14 protein-coding genes are annotated in these 16,769 nt (G+C 47.4%); 6 read left to right on the top strand and 8 right to left on the bottom strand.

Annotation, left to right across the window (positions count from 1 at the left end; genetic code table 11):
• Nucleotides 1-10 precede the first annotated feature (10 nt).
• Nucleotides 11-2,500 (top strand): penicillin acylase family protein, encoded by a 2,490-nt coding sequence (locus ACQ661_RS08255; protein WP_431668129.1) that lies wholly within the window; start codon nucleotides 11-13, stop codon nucleotides 2,498-2,500.
• Between the two features lie 14 nt (nucleotides 2,501-2,514).
• Here ACQ661_RS08255 and ACQ661_RS08250 read toward each other — a convergent pair whose 3' ends face one another.
• Nucleotides 2,515-3,405 (bottom strand): MaoC family dehydratase, encoded by an 891-nt coding sequence (locus ACQ661_RS08250; RefSeq protein WP_431668128.1) that lies wholly within the window; start codon nucleotides 3,403-3,405, stop codon nucleotides 2,515-2,517.
• A gap of 199 nt (nucleotides 3,406-3,604) precedes the next feature.
• Between ACQ661_RS08250 and ACQ661_RS08245 the strand changes: the two genes are divergently transcribed.
• Nucleotides 3,605-4,879 (top strand): NAD(P)/FAD-dependent oxidoreductase, encoded by a 1,275-nt coding sequence (locus tag ACQ661_RS08245; protein ID WP_431668127.1) that lies wholly within the window; start codon nucleotides 3,605-3,607, stop codon nucleotides 4,877-4,879.
• Nucleotides 4,880-4,890: 11 nt separating this feature from the next.
• Here ACQ661_RS08245 and ACQ661_RS08240 read toward each other — a convergent pair whose 3' ends face one another.
• On the bottom strand, nucleotides 4,891-5,175 hold the full coding sequence (locus ACQ661_RS08240) for a hypothetical protein (RefSeq protein ID WP_313933250.1): 285 nt from the start codon (nucleotides 5,173-5,175) through the stop codon (nucleotides 4,891-4,893).
• Nucleotides 5,176-5,391: 216 nt separating this feature from the next.
• Here ACQ661_RS08240 and ACQ661_RS08235 point away from each other — a divergent pair, with 216 nt between their 5' ends.
• Nucleotides 5,392-5,910, top strand: coding sequence for a WYL domain-containing protein (locus ACQ661_RS08235; protein WP_181394899.1), 519 nt, complete (start codon nucleotides 5,392-5,394; stop codon nucleotides 5,908-5,910).
• Between the two features lie 6 nt (nucleotides 5,911-5,916).
• Here the strand turns inward: ACQ661_RS08235 and ACQ661_RS08230 are convergent, their stop codons facing one another.
• From ACQ661_RS08230 to ACQ661_RS08220, 3 genes are all read right to left on the bottom strand, one after another.
• The gene (locus tag ACQ661_RS08230) at nucleotides 5,917-6,405 is read right to left on the bottom strand and encodes a methylated-DNA--[protein]-cysteine S-methyltransferase (RefSeq protein WP_431668126.1); all 489 of its coding nucleotides are present in this window, start codon (nucleotides 6,403-6,405) and stop codon (nucleotides 5,917-5,919) included.
• 18 nt (nucleotides 6,406-6,423) lie between these two features.
• Nucleotides 6,424-7,434 carry a hypothetical protein gene (locus tag ACQ661_RS08225; protein WP_431668125.1) on the bottom strand — a complete coding sequence of 337 codons (1,011 nt, stop codon included), beginning with the start codon at nucleotides 7,432-7,434 and terminating at the stop codon, nucleotides 6,424-6,426.
• A 67-nt stretch (nucleotides 7,435-7,501) separates the two neighbouring features.
• Nucleotides 7,502-9,181 (bottom strand): NAD-dependent malic enzyme, encoded by a 1,680-nt coding sequence (locus ACQ661_RS08220; protein ID WP_431668124.1) that lies wholly within the window; start codon nucleotides 9,179-9,181, stop codon nucleotides 7,502-7,504.
• A 70-nt stretch (nucleotides 9,182-9,251) separates the two neighbouring features.
• On the opposite strand from ACQ661_RS08220, the gene ACQ661_RS08215 reads away from it, so the two are divergent.
• A complete protein-coding gene (locus ACQ661_RS08215) occupies nucleotides 9,252-9,695 on the top strand; it encodes an OsmC family protein (protein WP_431668123.1) in 444 nt (147 codons plus the stop codon).
• Nucleotides 9,696-9,714: 19 nt separating this feature from the next.
• On the opposite strand, the gene ACQ661_RS08210 is transcribed toward ACQ661_RS08215, so the two are convergent.
• Both ACQ661_RS08210 and ACQ661_RS08205 read right to left on the bottom strand, forming a co-directional pair.
• Nucleotides 9,715-10,410, bottom strand: coding sequence for a 2OG-Fe(II) oxygenase (locus tag ACQ661_RS08210; protein ID WP_110075489.1), 696 nt, complete (start codon nucleotides 10,408-10,410; stop codon nucleotides 9,715-9,717).
• Between the two features lie 109 nt (nucleotides 10,411-10,519).
• Nucleotides 10,520-10,987, bottom strand: coding sequence for a DUF488 domain-containing protein (locus tag ACQ661_RS08205; protein ID WP_153826877.1), 468 nt, complete (start codon nucleotides 10,985-10,987; stop codon nucleotides 10,520-10,522).
• Nucleotides 10,988-11,061: 74 nt separating this feature from the next.
• Between ACQ661_RS08205 and ACQ661_RS08200 the strand changes: the two genes are divergently transcribed.
• A complete protein-coding gene (locus ACQ661_RS08200; protein ID WP_431668122.1) occupies nucleotides 11,062-13,593 on the top strand; it encodes an ExeM/NucH family extracellular endonuclease in 2,532 nt (843 codons plus the stop codon).
• 88 nt (nucleotides 13,594-13,681) lie between these two features.
• Here the strand turns inward: ACQ661_RS08200 and rnk are convergent, their stop codons facing one another.
• On the bottom strand, nucleotides 13,682-14,074 hold the full coding sequence (rnk, locus tag ACQ661_RS08195) for a nucleoside diphosphate kinase regulator (protein WP_431668121.1): 393 nt from the start codon (nucleotides 14,072-14,074) through the stop codon (nucleotides 13,682-13,684).
• Nucleotides 14,075-14,573: 499 nt separating this feature from the next.
• Here rnk and ACQ661_RS08190 point away from each other — a divergent pair, with 499 nt between their 5' ends.
• Nucleotides 14,574-16,730, top strand: a complete 2,157-nt coding sequence (locus ACQ661_RS08190; protein ID WP_431668120.1) for a S46 family peptidase — start codon at nucleotides 14,574-14,576, stop codon at nucleotides 16,728-16,730.
• The last annotated feature ends 39 nt before the right edge of the window (nucleotides 16,731-16,769 follow it).

The following is a 16,769-nucleotide window of genomic DNA, read 5'->3' as shown; positions in this document are numbered from 1 at the left end:
AGGTACACCTATGTACACTCCTAAATTCAAACGGTCGCTGCTGGCGACCCTAGTCCTCAGTAGCTCTTTAGCTCTTGCGGCATGCGGTGATAGCGAACCGGATACGCAGCCTGAACCAGAAACACCACCCCCAGCACCCAGCGGCTTAGTGGCATTCGCGCCGAATGGCCAGCTCGATGCTAAAATTCAATGGACTGATTACGGCGTACCTTATGTAAGCGCTGACAATATGGAAAGCTTAGGCTATGGCGTAGGTTATGCTTTCGCTCAAGATAATATCTGTATATTAGCCGACCAAGTGGTGAAATTTAATTCTCAACGTGGCTATTACCACGGCCCTGATGCGGTGCCAGGTTCAGGTGATTCAGAAAATATTCTGACAGATTTTGGCTTTTTAACGTTGGGGATTCGCGAAAATGCAGAAGTAGGCTTTGAGCAAATTAGCGAAGAAACCCAAGCACTGATCACCGGTTATGCCGCCGGCTACAACCGCTATTTAGCTGATACTGGGGTAGCTAATATCGACCCCGCGTGCGCAAATGCGCCATGGGTGCAGCCGATCACGCCGATTGATTTAATGACCTATGCGCAGGGTGTGGCTTTATTACCGGGCGCCGCTAATTTCACCGGGCCGTTATTTTTAGCCGTACCTAGTAATCAAAGTATTGTCACTGATGCTGCCACAGGCCAGCCGGTGCCATTGAAGTTTGATCCGCAGTCGGTAGGCATTCCGGATACTAACCCGACTGAAGCGGGCTCCAACGGTTGGGCTATCGGTAAAGATCTTAGTGCCTCGGGCCAAGGGATGCTGATTGCTAATCCACATTTTCCACACTCAGGGAACCAACGTTTTTGGCAGTTTGGTATTGAGGTTCCGGGCCACTTAAAAGTGGTTGGTGGTTCGCTCTCGGGGATGCCAGGTATTATCAACATCGGCTTTAACGAGGATGTAGCTTGGACCCATACGTTTTCTACAGCATCACGCTTTACCATCCATCGCTTAACCCTGGATACCAATGACAGCACAGGCACTACCTATCTGTTAGACGGTGAACCGGTGAAAATGACCACCAAAACTCACCAAATTCGCGTTGCTAATGGCCCTGATAGCTACATGACGCTTAGAAAAACCAGTTATTACAGCGAATTTGGCCCCCTAATTATTGTTCCTAATGCCTTGCCATGGGGGAATGATGCGACCGGTCAAGTAGCAGCCTATGCCTTGCATGATGCAAACCTTCCTAACTATGAACTGTTTGACCATTGGTTTGGGATGAACCGAGCTAGCAGTATTGCTGAATATAAACAAACCTTTGCTGACTTTACCGGAACGATATTTAACAATGCGATGGCGACGGATAAAGACGGTAATGTGTTTTTCAGCGACGGCTCTTCGGTACCTAATATTGCACCAGAAGCTCTAGCTGTTTGGTCACAGCATCCGTTGTATCAGGCTTTAACCCAGCAATCGGGCTTATTTATCTTCCCGGGTGATGATAGTGCCTTTATGCCACAGGGTACCGTGCCTTTTGCGCAAGCACCGCAATTGGAGCGTACCGATTTTGTCCAAAACTCAAACGATAGTTTTTGGTTAACCAATCCAGAGGCACCGATTTCTGGGGTATCGCCATTGTGGGGTCCGGTCGGTAATCAGCAGTCGTTACGCTCGCGCTTAGGGCAAAAAATGCTAGCTGAGGGTGGTTCGGCAAATGGATTGTTTACCCGTGCGGACCTAGTGGATCGCTTGATTGGTAACCGCAACTATTTAGGTGAAGCCATTTTGACCGATTTACTGGCTTTATGCGATGCTCAAACGACGGATGTGATAGCTCCGGCTTGTGGTGCTTTAGCGCAGTGGGACGGTTTAATGAATGTGGACAGCGTGGGTGCCATGGTGTTCCGTGAATTTGCTTTTGAGTTTAATCGTAACCCGCAATGGCAGGTTCCTTATAACCCAGAGCTACCGCTTACGACGCCTCATACCTTAGCTGCTAACGAGGTTGTGGTGCAGCAATTAGCCGCCGCACAACAACGTATTACTAACGCAGGGTTAGACATTAATGGGCCCTTGGGCAGTGTGCAGTTTGTTGAGAAAAGTCTAGCTGATGGCAGCGCTTCTGGCCTGAAGCTGCCATGGGGCGGAGCTCACAATATTGAAGGTGGCTTTAACGTATTCCGCAGCAATATGGGTAACGATGGTACGGTATTGCCGCGTCATCGCTATCCGTTATTGCCAGGATCTGACTTGAGTGCCGCCGCTGGTGGTTACCATATTACTTATGGTTCAAGCTGGATGTTCGCTTTAGAGTTTACTGATGAAGGTCCGGTTGCAGAGGGCTTGTTATCGTACTCGCAAAGTTCAAACAGTGAATCAGACCACTTTATTGATCAGACCTTGCTTTACTCGAGCGAGCCACAACTACGTCCGCTATATTTCCATCAAGCGGATATCGACGCCCATACTGAGGTTGAATTACAGCTTACTGGCAGCAGCCAGTAAGCCGTTAGCCAGGGTTAGTCGGCAAGAAACTGAAAGCCACCTTCAAGTCGTTGAAGGTGGTCTTCAGCTCCACAAATCTGATAACGACCACTCTGCTGTTGCTCATCTAACTGTTGCCACAAACGAATACGAGCTGGCAGGGGGACCGGACGCTTGAACGACACATCAATGGCACGCACGGCTTTACCAGCGGCACGTTCAATTTCTGCTTGAGCTCGAGCTGCCATATACATCCCATGAATAATAGGTTGTTCAAAGCCAAACCAGCGCGAGACTAACGGATGTAGATGAATCGGGTTAAAGTCACCTGATAAGCGCGCGTATTGGCGCCCACTCGCTTCATTTAATTGCCATTCCGACAAAGCTTGCCAGGGTTCACTGGGCGCTTCGGCAACTTTCTTGTCGCGAGACGGAGCTTTTGCTGATGATTTCGGCATCACTTGATATTCGCTGGTACAGGTGACGACCAATTGTTCGTCTTGCCAGAACTCAACGGTAAATAGCGGGCGCAAACGGCGCGGCGACACTTTGGGTCCACGCGCAGGAATAGCGATGCTTGCTTTCATAATAAAGTCGGTATTTGTTGCCACCGCTTGATGTTGTTCTAGAGCGTTACTCACGTGCACTAGCCCAGGTGCTGGCCAAGGGAACTGTTCACCTAGCATTTGCGCTAAGTGTACGCGCTGTGCCAAACAGTACATTAAGGTTAATGGCACCTCATTATTGAATCCGGCAAAGGCTTCATGATAGCGCTGCAAGCGCTCATTAGTAAAACCTGGAGCTTGAAACACATCACTTATTTGAAAAGCATCTGCGGCTACATCGTCTTTTCGCGCCACGGTAAATAGTGAACGAAAAAACATGCCTGGCAAATTTGGCAGTGTGGTTGGGTGTTCCATATGCATAACGCCAAGTCCTTAAAGAAAGTCAGGGTGTATTTATACCATAAATTTGCTGGAATCAGGTTATACCTCTAGTAAATTCAAGCCGAGATCTAAAAATACTTATCAGAATGGAGCGTAAAAGTTTAACTAATGACCTATCATGAATCATATTTTAGTTAATTACGAAATATAAAAGCAAGAAAGCAGCAGGAGATTCGAGATGGCTAATGTGATCGTGATAGGTGCTGGTTTAGGTGGGGTGTCCGTTGCTTTTGAGTTACGCGAAAAGCTTCCCGAGGCAACCACCATTGAGGTGATTGGTGAAGGGGCAGAGTTTAACTTTGTGCCATCGAACCCTTGGGTAGCGCTGGGTACGCGAACGCGCGATGACGTGGTGATGCCGATTGCTAAGTACCTGACCAAGCGGGGGGTGGCCTTTTCTCCTGCTGGCGTAGCTGCTATCGATGCTGCGAATAATCAGTTAACTTTGGGTGATGGTAGCCATCGTGCTTATGATTATTTAGTGATTTGTAGTGGTCCGCGGCTGGCATTTGAAGCTGTGGAAGGCAGTGGTCCAGAGGGCTTTAGTCAGTCTATTTGTACGGTGGATCATGCAGTGAAAGCGCATGAAGATGTTAAGCGTCTTTATTCAAATCCAGGCCCAGTGGTGATCGGAGCTCTGCCTGGAGCCAGTTGTTTCGGCCCTGCGTACGAGTATGTGTTGTCGTTGGAATACGAATTGCGTAAACGCAAAATCCGTGACCAAGTGCCAATTACCTTTGTGACGCCAGAGCCTTACATTGGGCATATGGGCTTAGGCGGTGTCGGTGACTCAAAAGGACTGATGGAGCATAAGTTCCGTGAGCATGGCATTCGCTGGATTTGCAACGCCAAGATCACCAAGCTCACTGACGGTGTAGTGCATTTTGATGAACTCGATACCAAAGCTGAGGTAGTAGCAAGCCAGCAGCTTGAGTTTGCTCATTCGATGTTTTTACCGCCCTTTAGAGGTTCGGAGGCCGTTGCTGCAGTACCTGACCTTTGCAACCCGAAAGGCTTTGTGATCACTGACAAATATCAACGTTCTCCTACGTATAACAATATTTTTGCAGCCGGTGTCTGTGTTGCCTTGGCCCCTATTGAAACCACACCAGTGCCGGTTGGGGCGCCTAAAACTGGCCTCATGATTGAATCAATGACGACCGCTATTGTGCATAATATTTGTGCGCTAGTAGAGGGTAAACAGGTGGACTCAATTCCTACGCTGAGTGCTTTGTGCTTGGCAGATATGGGGAATACCGGTGCGGCATTTTTGGCAGTACCGCAAAATCCACCACGTAATCGTAATTGGACGGGCTTAGGTAAATGGGTTCATTTAGCCAAAATAGCCTTTGAGAAATACTTTATGTTTAAAGTTAAACGAGGTACTAGTGAGCCGGTATATGAGCGAATTGCACTTAAGTTTATGGGTGTAGAGCGGTTAAAAGATAAATAAACAATGGCCGCTTAATAGCGGCCATTATCGTCTTTTTTCTTACCGTTATCGTCTTTCTTTTTCTCTTTATCTTTGAGCAGCGCTTCACGCTCGGTGGTGCGTTGCTCTTTTAGAGCTTCTTTTTCGGCTTTCATTTTTTCACGTAGGGCGTCGCGTTTGGCTTTCAGTTCTTCGCGTGCCTGTTCTGCCGTTTGTTTGCTTTGTTCCTTGCTTTGTTCGCTACTTTGTCCATGAGCTGGTTGAGCCAACAGAGCTAAGCTAGCCGCAGCTAAAATCATCATCAGAATATGTCGCATAAGTATTCTCCGCTAAGTTGAGGTCAATGCCATAACAACCAGAAAGGCATTCTAGCACATAAGTTAAGCGGATTAAGCTTGACTATACAATGTAGCATAGTAACTTTTTGCTTTATCTTTACAGGGTGGATTGCATGCGTCATGATATGACGCATATTGGCGGTAAGCTACAAAAGTAAAAAAAAACAATAAGTAGTTGAGACAAGGAGTATGTCTGTGCAGAGAGTGATGCGATATTTGATGTTGTTGCGGCATATTCCGCGGCAGCCTCAAAAGATAGATGTGAGTTCGCTATGTGATAAGCTCGTCACGCATGGGATTGATGTCAGCGTTCGTACCGTGCAACGCAATTTAGTTGAGTTGTCAGAAGTTTTCCCGCTAGTTGCAGATGAACGCTCACGACCGTATGGATGGAGTATTGTGCAAGATGCGCCTTTATTGCCGCTGTTGTCTATTCCGTCTGATGGTAAAAGCAATTTTGCGGTGCAAACCGTCAAACTAAAATGTCAGCCATGTTTACGACATTTTCTGAAATCGCAGCCGTTGTTGCCGAATCAGAAAATCGAAGAAAATGGTGAGTCAATTTTGTTAACGGCGCAGTTACCTCTTTCAAAAGAGTTAATCAGTTGGGTCTTAAGTTGTGGTCCCTATGCAGAGGTGCTGGAGCCTAAACAGCTGCGTGTTGAGATAGCCAAGCAGCTGCAAAAAATGGTTGAGATCTATCCGCGCTCCTAGCGTGCACTACCAACTTCCTTCCAAACGTAATAAAGCTTCTTTTTTATCTAGGCCGTCAGCGTAACCCGTAAGGGTTCCGTTGGCACCTATCACCCGATGACATGGAATGACTATCGCAATGGGGTTACGGCTATTGGCCATGCCGACAGCTCGTACCGCTTTGGGCTTGGCGATACTGTTTGCGATGGTTTGATAGCTGACGGTAGTGCCATAGGGAATGGTACACAGCGCTTGCCACACTTGTTGCTTAAACTCAGTGCCAGCCGCAGCTAACGGTAGGTCAAACTGGGTTAATTGTCCGGCAAAATAGGCCTCTAGTTGCTTTGCCGCTTGTTCGGTGAGGGCACTGGGTGCGGCTAAAGCATCGGGTTCAGCAACAAAATCAATAGCGGTTATGGCTTCACCAACACCCTTGATGTTGCGCTCATTCAAGTCTCTACGGCTGGTAATGATAAGCGGCCCCAATGGACTCACGATGGCTTGCTGAAAAATCATTAAAAACCTCGTCGTGTTTTAGTTGCCAAATAACATCTCGATTTCAAAGCCAACTAGCCAGCGTGGCTGTCGTGTTTCGGTAACAACTTCGCGCGGCCAATGGACACCTACCCAAGTTTGAAAATACAGCCAATCGCGTGAGTAGCGACTGCGGTGGATGGCGCGTAGCCCGACATCTTGCAGAGGAACTTGATGTCCGGTTTCGCCATACCACCAAATTTCAGCACCGATGGCGCGCTCGTGATGGTACATGTAATAGATTTTTTCTGACGCATGCCAACGTACCCCTTCAGTGCGTTCGGCAAAGGTGCCGCGTACCCATACCTTGTTGAACCATCGGTCTGTAAGCGCGGTATCAACAGTGACGGTTTGTGCCACGCCAAAACCATCACTATCGCGCCAAAAAGCAACGGATTGCAGTCGGTATTCGGTATTTTCATCGGCAATGGTTTCGTAACGATAGCGTGCTCTTACGTAGGGGTCTAGATTAATTCCGCCGCGGATACCAGCGCCAAAAGATAAGCTGTGATGGTCTTCAACATAGGGATCAAAGCCAAGCCCAAGCATCCATTCTTCGTCGGCTTGGTCACGCCGAATCACCGAGGGGCGTGTTTGTTGGGTATCGTTAATAAAATCATCGAAGTCACCACGTCCGATAATGGCAGAAAAACGACGTTTGGCATGAGGGAAAACCACTTTAGCGCGAAAACTAGAATCAATCGAAAAGCCATCGTATTCATCCCACTCTGGGGTTAGCGTCAGGCTACCACTGGCGGTGTTGTAATCTGCTGGGTTGATTTCATCGGTAAAAAACGAGTCTAGCCAACGCGCAGAGGCGTTGACTGAGTAGGTCAAACCTTCGCGAAATTTATCAACCAAGGCTGGGTCGTCGGCTTGCTCGGTCTGCTCGGCTTGTTCTGTTTGCTCCAACTGTTTGGCTTGCTCTGCTGCTTGCGCAGCTGTGCTTGTGCACCCCAGCCCAACACCGCACAGCAAACTAAAAAAAAGGCATCGCCCCAGCCGTCGCATGTATCTTCTCCAGCTAATAGATGCCTTTGAAGATACAAGGATTATGGTAACGATGCCAGCGTCTTCATTAAATACTTACACGTTTGTATTGACGGTATTGCGGGGTCCAGAAATTGGCATCAATCTTCTGCTGCAATTGCTCGTCGCTGATCTCTAAGGCTAAGCCTTGTGCTTGGGCCACTTTAGCAACCGCAAAGGCTATTGCCTTGCTCAATTCGGCAATGGCAGTTAAGCCTGGTAACAGGCAATCGCTCTCGCCAGTAACCCTCGGTGAATGAGCTGCCAGCGTATTACTAGCGGCCATCAGCATCTCATCACTAATGATGCGAGCTTTCACTGCCAACACACCGAGACCAATCCCCGGGAAAATATAGCTGTTATTACACTGGGCTATAGGGTACTGCTGGCCTTTATAAGTGACTGGGTCGAACGGGCTACCGGTGGCAATAATAGCTTGTCCGTCAGTCCATTCAATGACATGGGCTGGATGCGCCTCGATCTGTCGGGATGGATTAGACAGCGGAAAAATAATTGGCTGCTCAGTGTATTGCTGCATGGCACGAATCACCTGCTCAGTAAACAGCCCAGGTTGGCCCGATACGCCAATCAAAATGCCAGGCTGGGCACAATGCATCACATCTAACAAGGAGGCGTAATCCCCGCTATGTTGCCAGTTTTGTAACTGGTTAAGCGGCTGCGCTAGGGCTTGCTGAAAATCGCGTAAATCTGCCATACCCTCGGTTAATAGGCCAAACCGGTCGACCATAAAAATTTGCTGGCGCGCTTGGGCATCAGTAAGGCCTTCGGCAACCATTTGCTGAATGATTTGCTCAGCGATACCACACCCGGCAGAACCCGCACCTACAAAGGCCACTTTTTGATCCCGTAGGCGCACGTTTTTAGCTTTACAGGCCGCCAACAAAGTACCAACAGTGACCGCCGCCGTACCCTGAATATCGTCGTTAAAGCAGCAGACTTCGTTGCGGTACTTACGCAAAATAGGCATAGCATTGGGTTGGGCAAAATCTTCAAACTGGATCATGGCTTCAGGCCAACGTCGCTTCAGAGCATGCATGAAGCGTTCAATGAAAGCGTCGTAGTCAGCTTGGTCAATACGCTTATGCCGAGCGCCCATGTACATAGGATCGTTTAGGAGCTTTTCGTTATTGGTACCCACATCTAAACAAACCGGCAAGGTATAGGCCGGGCTGATACCACCACAGGCGGTGTACAAACTTAACTTACCAATGGGAATACCCATGCCGCCAATGCCTTGGTCACCTAAGCCGAGAATCCGCTCGCCATCGGTAACGACAATCACCTTAACTTTACGTTTGGTGGCATTGCGTAAAATGTCGTCCATTTGATCTTGTTCTTCGTAAGAGATAAATAATCCGCGCGAAGAACGATAAATATCAGAGAATTGTTCACACGCATCACCTACAGTAGGGGTGTAGATAATCGGCATCATCTCTTCGAGATTATCGGTGAGCAAGCGGTAGAAAAGAGTTTCGTTGTTATCTTGAATGGCTCGCAAATAAATATGTTTGTTGATGGCGGTATCGAAACTTGAATACTGCAGGTAACAACGCTTTACTTGTTCTTCAATCGTTTCGTATCGTGGCGGCAGTAGCCCGGTTAGATTAAAGGCGGCACGCTCGTCGCGTGTAAAAGCACTCCCCTTGTTGAGCAATGGGGTTTCTAACAGGTTGGGGCCTGCATAGGGAATATACAACGGATTCTTCATGAATCATTCTCCTTGCACGAAGGGGTATTAGTTACGACGCACTATTATTGCAGAAAAATAGGAGTACGGCATGGCAAATCCAGCAATTGATATAAAACTTCACTTAATCGAGAACTACAAGTTTGAAATTGACTTCGGTGAGTTTGGGCAGATGGTCACGGATGAGCATGAGCCCGTTGGGCATGGTGAGGGCCCAGGTCCAAGTCAGTTGTTAGCCACTGCTGTGGCGAACTGTCTAGCGGCGAGTTTAATGTTTGCTATTCGCAAGTTTAAAGGTGACCCAGGCCAAGTTTGGGCGCGTGTAAGTGGCGATCCAGAACGAGTTGATGGTCGTTGGCGCATCACTAACTTAGCGGTAGAGCTACATTTGGGGCAACCAGCTGCCAGTATCGACAAACTGGAGCGGGTGCTGGAACAGTTTGAAGATTTCTGTGTGGTTACTCAGAGCGTACGCAGTGGTATTGATGTTGCAGTCACTGTGTTAGACAGCGATGGTCAAGTGCTTAACACTTAATCACGCCTGTGGGCAACCGTTAAGGAAAAATACGGTTGCCCTGATTCAATAAAATCCAACTGGTGAGAATGTATTTATCATTAGAAACAGGCACAGTGCCGCGGTGTGTATGTGTAAAGTATCCGGGGGCTATCACCATCCGCCCTTGTTTGGGTTGGATAGAGCGTTGCTGGTAATAAAAATCGGTGCTTCCGCCTTGTTCTACATCATTCAAATAAAACATGAATAACAAGCTGCGATGCAGCGCTTCGGTACTGTTCTTTTCTGGAAAAACCTCACAATGCCAGTAATTATAATTGCCGCGCCCTTGCGCGTACTTTTGCGCTTGAATTGGGCCTAGTCGATACAGCAACTGCATAAAGGCCAACTCTTGTCCGGCCGCAACTTCATTAAAATTTTCGTGGGTTAGATGAACCGGTTCACCGGTGCTAGGGTGGCGAACTTGGAGACCTACCGGCGCAATCAACGCAAAGTGATATTTTTTGAAATACTCAAGCGCATAACGAGTCGTGACATCACAGATGGTGGCCAGTGGTGCGGCGTACTCTTGATGCTGGTTAAGATAGAGGTCTTCACTGATTTTCTTGTTGGTATCCACCCCACCGCCAGTGCGACCGGTCGTGAGGTGCGGGCTCTGCTCAAAAGTGTCAATAAAGTTTTGGCAAAACTCAGCAGATAGCGCGTTATCATACACTTCAATAAAATCAGTCGTCACAGCATGCTCCAGCAGTAATAGTGTGGATGCCTACCTATATGGGTAGTCCATAAATGGCTCATAGCCAGCTTTTTGAATGGCTTGAGCTTAGCAGGATGCGCTGCGGCTGTTAATCCCAATGATCAAATTGCTTACCGTAGCAAACGGGGGAGCTTGGTTCATCGCTAGCTGCTACATCTTCGGCATGTAAACGCTGAATTAGCTCATGTTGCAACACCGGCAGGTGGGATTGATGCAGGTCTTTAACAGCACTGAGCAAAGTAATAGGCCCTTGCCGAATCATGCGCATGAGTTCCAATAAGGGTTGATCTAACTCTGCTAACTCGGCTTGATAAGCGGGTACGAATTCAGCATAACTCAATTCACCGCGATGATATTGCTGTCGTAGCTTGGTTGAGGGGCAAACTGCCTGACACCAAAGATCAATCTGAGCTTTAGTTTTGCTAAGGCCCCGTGGCCAAAGTCGATCAGCTAACACTCGTTTACCATCGTCGCTCTGAGCCGCGTCATACACTCTTTTTAACTTTATAGCGTCATTAATCTGCAATCTTGTCACCCGTTTGTCACAAAAAGTCATTAAAATGTTAATCGTTCTGGGTTATAGTACAAGACCCTATACTCTAGGCTTACACAACAACAAGAGATTAGACTATGAAACGTCACAATATTGCTCTTGCACTTACGGCGCTTTTGGCCAGTAGCGCAGCTAGTGCAGACATTATCATTTCTGAATATATCGAAGGTTCTTCGAACAATAAAGCGATTGAACTTTTTAACACCACAGATGCTACCGTTGACTTAAGTCAGTATGCTTTACAGCGTTTTTCTAATGGTGGCACCAGCCCAGCAAACATCGCGTTAAGCGGCACTCTCGCAGCTAAATCAACTTACGTTTTAGTACATTCATCAGCCAACGCTACCTTGAAAGGTTATGCTGATATCGAAACCACAGACATTAACCACAACGGTGATGACGGTTGGGCGTTGGTTAAAGGCGACGTGATTGTTGATAGCTTCGGCAAATTAGGTGAAGACCCAGGCACAGCGTGGGAAAGCGGTGACGTTAGTACAGTAAATATGACCTTGCGCCGTAAAGATGCGGTGATGACTGGTGATAGCAACTTTGAAGATGCCTTTGACCCAGCGGTCGAATGGGATGCCTTTGCTCAGGATACTTTTGACGGTTTAGGTTCGCATGCTGGTTATGCTGGTAGCGATCCAGAGCCAGAGCCGGAGCCAGAGCCAGAACCAACTGAGTTTGGTGTGTGTGGCGACAGCGCCCACCGTATTTCAGCTATTCAAGGCAACGCTTTATCTGAAGCTACTGGTGCCTCACCTTTAGTGGGCCAAATTGTTATCGTAGAAGCGGTTGTGACTGGTGTTTATAAGTCAGGCGAGCGTCCGTTAAACGGTTTCTTCTTGCAAGAAGAAGATGCTCATCAAGACGATGATCCAAACAGCTCAGAAGGTATTTTCGTTTATTCACCAACCGATACTTATGCTCCAGTTGCGGGTCAATTAGTACGGATACAAGGTGAAGTAGCTGAATACTTTAATGGCACTCAATTATCAAACATCAGCAACATGGTTGTTTGTGCTGAAGGCCAAGATGTGACTCCAGCTGCATTAGAACTGCCACTTACTTCACGCGACGAGTTTGAGCGTTTTGAAGGTATGTTGGTACAAGTGCAACACCCAGTAGTAGTGACTGGTACCGACCAATTAGGCCAGTACGGTGAATTTAAAGTGGCCGATGAGCGCCTTATGACACCTACTGAAATTGCCGCACCTGGTGAACCAGCTAAAGCGGTCGCTGCTGCCAAAGCTGCGCGTGTGTTCCGCATTGATGACGCTCGCAGCGTAACTAATGCTACCGACGTGCCTTTCCCTCCAGGCGGTTTAAGTGCCGATAACACCTTGCGTTTAGGTACAGAAATCACCAATCCACAAGGTATCATGCACTACTCGTTTGACGAGTATCGTTTGTTACCAACTCAAGATTTACAATTTGTTGATGTCAACCCACGTACTACTGCTCCGGCAGCAGCAGAAATGGGTGACGTGCGCGTGGCTGTCTTCAACCTGTTGAACTTGTTTAACGGTGACGGCCAAGGCGGTGGCTTCCCGACCGAGCGTGGCGCGAACAATATTCTTGAATACGATCGTCAATTACCTAAAGCAGTTGCTGCCATCCTGGGCTTACAAGCCGATGTGGTTGGTTTAATTGAGTTAGAAAATGACGGTAATGGTGAAAACAGCATGTTGGTGCAGTTAGTTGCAGCACTTAACGACGCTGGTGACTCTGAGTGGGCCTTCGTTAACGTTGGCGGCTCAGGTATTATCGGTGGCGATGCTATTACTAACGCTATTATTTACCGTACAGACCGTGTTGCTGAAACCGGTACTGGCGTATTCACCACCCAGGTACCGTTTGATTACGGTAGCCGTCCTCCAGTAGCACAAACCTTTAAAGACTTAGTGAACGAAGATGAATTTACTTTCGTAGTAGCGCACTTACGCTCTAAAGGAAGCTGTAGCAGCAGCGCTGCTGATGGTGACAAAGACACTGGCGATGGCCAAGGTTGCTGGAATGCGACTCGCGTAGCGGCAGTAGAGAAGTTACAAGAGTGGTTAGCAGGTCACCCAACTGGACGTACTGACGAAGACGTTATCGTGATGGGCGACATGAATGCTTACACCATGGAAGACCCAATCACTGCAATGGTTGAAGGTGGCTTTACTAACCTGAAGGCAGCCTTTGCAGAAGAAGGTCAAGCTACTTATACTTACTGGTATCGTGATGAGTCAGGTAGTCTAGAGCACGCGTTCGGTTCAGAAGCTATGACTGCGAAAGTTGTTGCAGCTCAAGCTTGGCACATCAATGTTGACGAACCTAAGGTATTCGACTACAACCTTGAGTACAAAGATATCCCATTAGATACTCAATACTATAACGAAGACCCGTATCGTAGCTCTGACCACGATCCAGTTATCGTTGCCTTTACCACGGTTGAGTCTAACCCAGATGACGATGGCGGTACTGACCCAGACATAGAAGATCCAGGTGCGGAAACGCCAGAAGAAGAGCATGTGAACATCGATCATGCTACTACTAGCAGCTCGTTCCCACTGTGGTTTGGTTTAGTTGCCCTGTTAATGGCAGGTTTCCGTCGCCGCGCCTAAGCGCTCCCACGGATTCAGTTAACGACAACTTAAAAAGGCGCCTGAGGATAACTCAGGCGCCTTTTATATTTGGGTTTACAGTAGCTTGTTAAGCAGCAACAGGGGCAGGGCTGACCGCAATGATCTCCACATGACGTACGCTCCCATTGAGCGGCCAATCAATACTTTGGCCCACGCGCAAACCTATCAGTGCACTGCCAACGGGGGCGAAAATCGAAATTCCATCCTCATGATTGGCTAGCTGCTCTGGATAACACAGCGTTTTGGCAAATTCTTTGTTCAACTCTGCAATTCTAAAAGTAACGCGCGAACCCATGGCGATGACATCGCTAGGCAAATCTTGATGCTTCACCACTTTAGCGCGAGCTAACTCGTTTTCTAGCGCTAACACTTGCTCGTTGGCGTGTGGCATTTTTTCAATATACCGTTCAATGGTGGCGACATCGGCCGCACTTAAAATAATGTCTGGTTTGTTTTGCATGATCTACTCCAACTGACAGCTTAAAAAATCTTGTTAGAAGCTAACAAGTTAAGATGTAACAGTGTCTATGTTTGTATTAATCAACTACGAAAGGGTTAAATAACTAAGCTATGAAACTATTTTGCGAATGTATTACGAAAAGGACAGTCGAGTTCGTGCCGGGCGCTGCTTGCGTCCGGCCAACTTAGGAAAGGTGAGCGTGGTGCTCATAATGCGAAAGTTTGATTTGAACATGTCCTAAGTATTGATTAAATACAGGCAATCGTCAATCACCTTGATATAAACCTGTGACTGAGTCGATATTAAGGCTGCTGCGACAATCTTGCTTACATTTCAGAATTGACTTTAACGCGCTAGCAGCGAATGATTAGGAAACCAATAGCTGATAATTTAGCTCTATTTAAGAAGACTTAACTAACTGCATATTTAATCGGTAGGCCAAGCTGGCGTATTTATTAAGTATCAACTTCAACAGACCAAGAGACATGGCAGCAATATCATGAAAAAAACACTTATTGCGTTAGCATTGTTAAGTGCCCCGGCGCTAGCTGACGAAGGCATGTGGATGCCGCAACAACTACCTGACATCGCTAAGCAGTTAAAAGCAGCTGGCTTAAAGCTAAACCCGAAAGAGCTCACTCAGCTGACTGAGTTCCCGATGGGAGCTATCGTAAGTTTGGGCGGTTGTTCAGCATCTTTTGTGAGCCCGCAAGGGTTAGTGGCGACTAACCACCACTGTGTTTATAACAGCATTGCTTACAACTCAACTCCAGAAAACGATCTGCTGGCTAATGGTTTCTTAGCTAAAGCTCTTAGCGACGAAGTAGCGGCAGCTCCTGGTAGCCGTATTTATGTGACCAAAGCCGTTGACAATGTCACCGATAAAATCATTGATAAAGCTACGGCTAAGCTTACTGGTCAAGCTCGTATTAATGCCATTGAGGCCAACCAAAAAGCTTTAGTAGCAGCCTGTGAAGCTGACGAAGGACACCGCTGTACGGTCGCTTCTTACTACGGTGGTTTAGAGTTTTATCTCATTAAGCAATTAGAAATTAAAGATGTACGCTTAGTTCATGCTCCAGCCGAAGGGGTGGGCAAATTTGGTGGCGATACTGATAACTGGATGTGGCCGCGTCACACCGGTGATTACAGCTTCTATCGTGCTTATGTAAGCCCTGAAGGTAAATCAGCTGAATATTCAGAAGATAATGTGCCTTATCAGCCAGAATTTCATATCAAGTTAGCTAAAAAGCCACTGCAAGAAGGCGACTTCGTGATGGCATTAGGCTATCCAGGCCGCACTAACCGTCATCGTCTGCCATCTGAAGTGCTAGATACCTTTGAATGGAGCTACCCGAATACGGTTAGTCGCTTTAAAGAAACGTTAGACATCATTGCTGAGCAAACTGCGGACAACAAAGATGCTGAACTGAAATACGCAAGCCGTGTGGCGGGTTTGAATAACTACATGAAGAACCGTCAAGGCATGCTCGATAGCTATGCAGAAAGCGATTTATTAGAGCGCAAGCAAGCTGAGCATACAGCGTTAAAAGAGTGGGTTAATAGCAATAAGAAGAATCGTGCTGCTTATGCCGCTGATTTAGAGGCCATTGAAGCTCTTTTGAAAAAGGCCCAGGACGAAGGTCGCAAGAGTTATACGTTAGATGTGGCTACACCACGTTTATTGGGTATGGCCAAAGCTCTGTATCGTTTGAGTAACGAGCAAACCAAGCCTAATGCGGAACGTAAAGCCGGATTCCAAGAGCGTGATTTACCACGCTACCGAGCCTTCGTTGCAGGCTTAGATCGTAGTTTTGATGTGAGCGTTGAAAAAGCCTTAGATAAGCACTTTTTAGCGCGTTACGTTGCGCTACCTAAGACCGAGCGCGATGCTCAGTTTGATGCCGCTATGGGCATTACTGATAATATGAGCACCAACGATTTGCATGCCTTAATCGACAGCTGGTATGCCAGTACCTTATTTACTGATGGTAAGGCTCGGGCTGCCTTGTTAGAGCAAAGTCCTGAGCAGTTTGCGCAGAGCTCTGATCCTTTCATTAAAGCGGCTGTAGCTATGTGGGATTATGACCGTGAGCAAGAAGCAGAAGCTGAAGAGCACGCAGGTAAGGTTCAGCAAGCTTACGCAAACTACATGAAAGCAAAAATCGCCTTTATGAAGGCGCAAGGTAAAGCTGTTTATCCAGATGCGAACAGCACCTTGCGGGTCACCTACGGTAATGTGACAGGACGTGACCATGGAACTCATGATGGTACTGCGTGGACTGCCTTCACTACCTTACGTGGGATTACCGATAAAGCTACCGGTGAGGGCGAGTTTAATGCGCCACAAGCGCAATTAGACAAGATCAAGGCAAAAGACTACGGTGATTACTATGTTAAGAGCTTAGACTCGGTACCGGTGAATTACCTAGCAACCCTTGATATTACTGGCGGTAACTCAGGCTCTGCGGTATTAAACGATAAAGCAGAATTAGTTGGTCTCGCCTTTGATGGAACGCTTGATTCGATTATTTCTGATTGGGATTTCAATCTAGATAATACTCGCTCTATTCAAGTAGATTCTCGCTTTATGCTTTGGCAAATGGAAAAAGTAGACGGCGCAGATGAACTATTGCGTGAGCTTGGGGTGAAATAATCACCTTGTTATAGCTAATAAAAACGGGCCATTTGGGCC

It is taken from the genome of Pseudidiomarina sp. WS423, from assembly GCF_050750165.1.
GTDB classification, from domain to species: Bacteria; Pseudomonadota; Gammaproteobacteria; order Enterobacterales; family Alteromonadaceae; genus Pseudidiomarina; species Pseudidiomarina fusca.
The sequence above is the reverse complement of the archived record's forward strand: the minus strand, read 5'-3'. Positions and strand labels throughout refer to the sequence as shown.

Excerpts from the sequence above, each read along its gene's own strand:
- ACQ661_RS08255 (WP_431668129.1), top strand. The coding sequence starts at position 11 with ATGTACACTCCTAAATTCAAACGGTCGCTGCTGGCGACCCTAGTCCTC.
- ACQ661_RS08250 (WP_431668128.1), bottom strand. The coding sequence starts at position 3,405 with ATGCATATGGAACACCCAACCACACTGCCAAATTTGCCAGGCATGTTT.
- ACQ661_RS08245 (WP_431668127.1), top strand. The coding sequence starts at position 3,605 with ATGGCTAATGTGATCGTGATAGGTGCTGGTTTAGGTGGGGTGTCCGTT.
- ACQ661_RS08240 (WP_313933250.1), bottom strand. The coding sequence starts at position 5,175 with ATGCGACATATTCTGATGATGATTTTAGCTGCGGCTAGCTTAGCTCTG.
- ACQ661_RS08230 (WP_431668126.1), bottom strand. The coding sequence starts at position 6,405 with ATGATTTTTCAGCAAGCCATCGTGAGTCCATTGGGGCCGCTTATCATT.
- ACQ661_RS08225 (WP_431668125.1), bottom strand. The coding sequence starts at position 7,434 with ATGCGACGGCTGGGGCGATGCCTTTTTTTTAGTTTGCTGTGCGGTGTT.
- ACQ661_RS08220 (WP_431668124.1), bottom strand. The coding sequence starts at position 9,181 with ATGAAGAATCCGTTGTATATTCCCTATGCAGGCCCCAACCTGTTAGAA.
- ACQ661_RS08215 (WP_431668123.1), top strand. The coding sequence starts at position 9,252 with ATGGCAAATCCAGCAATTGATATAAAACTTCACTTAATCGAGAACTAC.
- ACQ661_RS08205 (WP_153826877.1), bottom strand. The coding sequence starts at position 10,987 with ATGACTTTTTGTGACAAACGGGTGACAAGATTGCAGATTAATGACGCT.
- ACQ661_RS08200 (WP_431668122.1), top strand. The coding sequence starts at position 11,062 with ATGAAACGTCACAATATTGCTCTTGCACTTACGGCGCTTTTGGCCAGT.
- rnk (WP_431668121.1), bottom strand. The coding sequence starts at position 14,074 with ATGCAAAACAAACCAGACATTATTTTAAGTGCGGCCGATGTCGCCACC.
- ACQ661_RS08190 (WP_431668120.1), top strand. The coding sequence starts at position 14,574 with ATGAAAAAAACACTTATTGCGTTAGCATTGTTAAGTGCCCCGGCGCTA.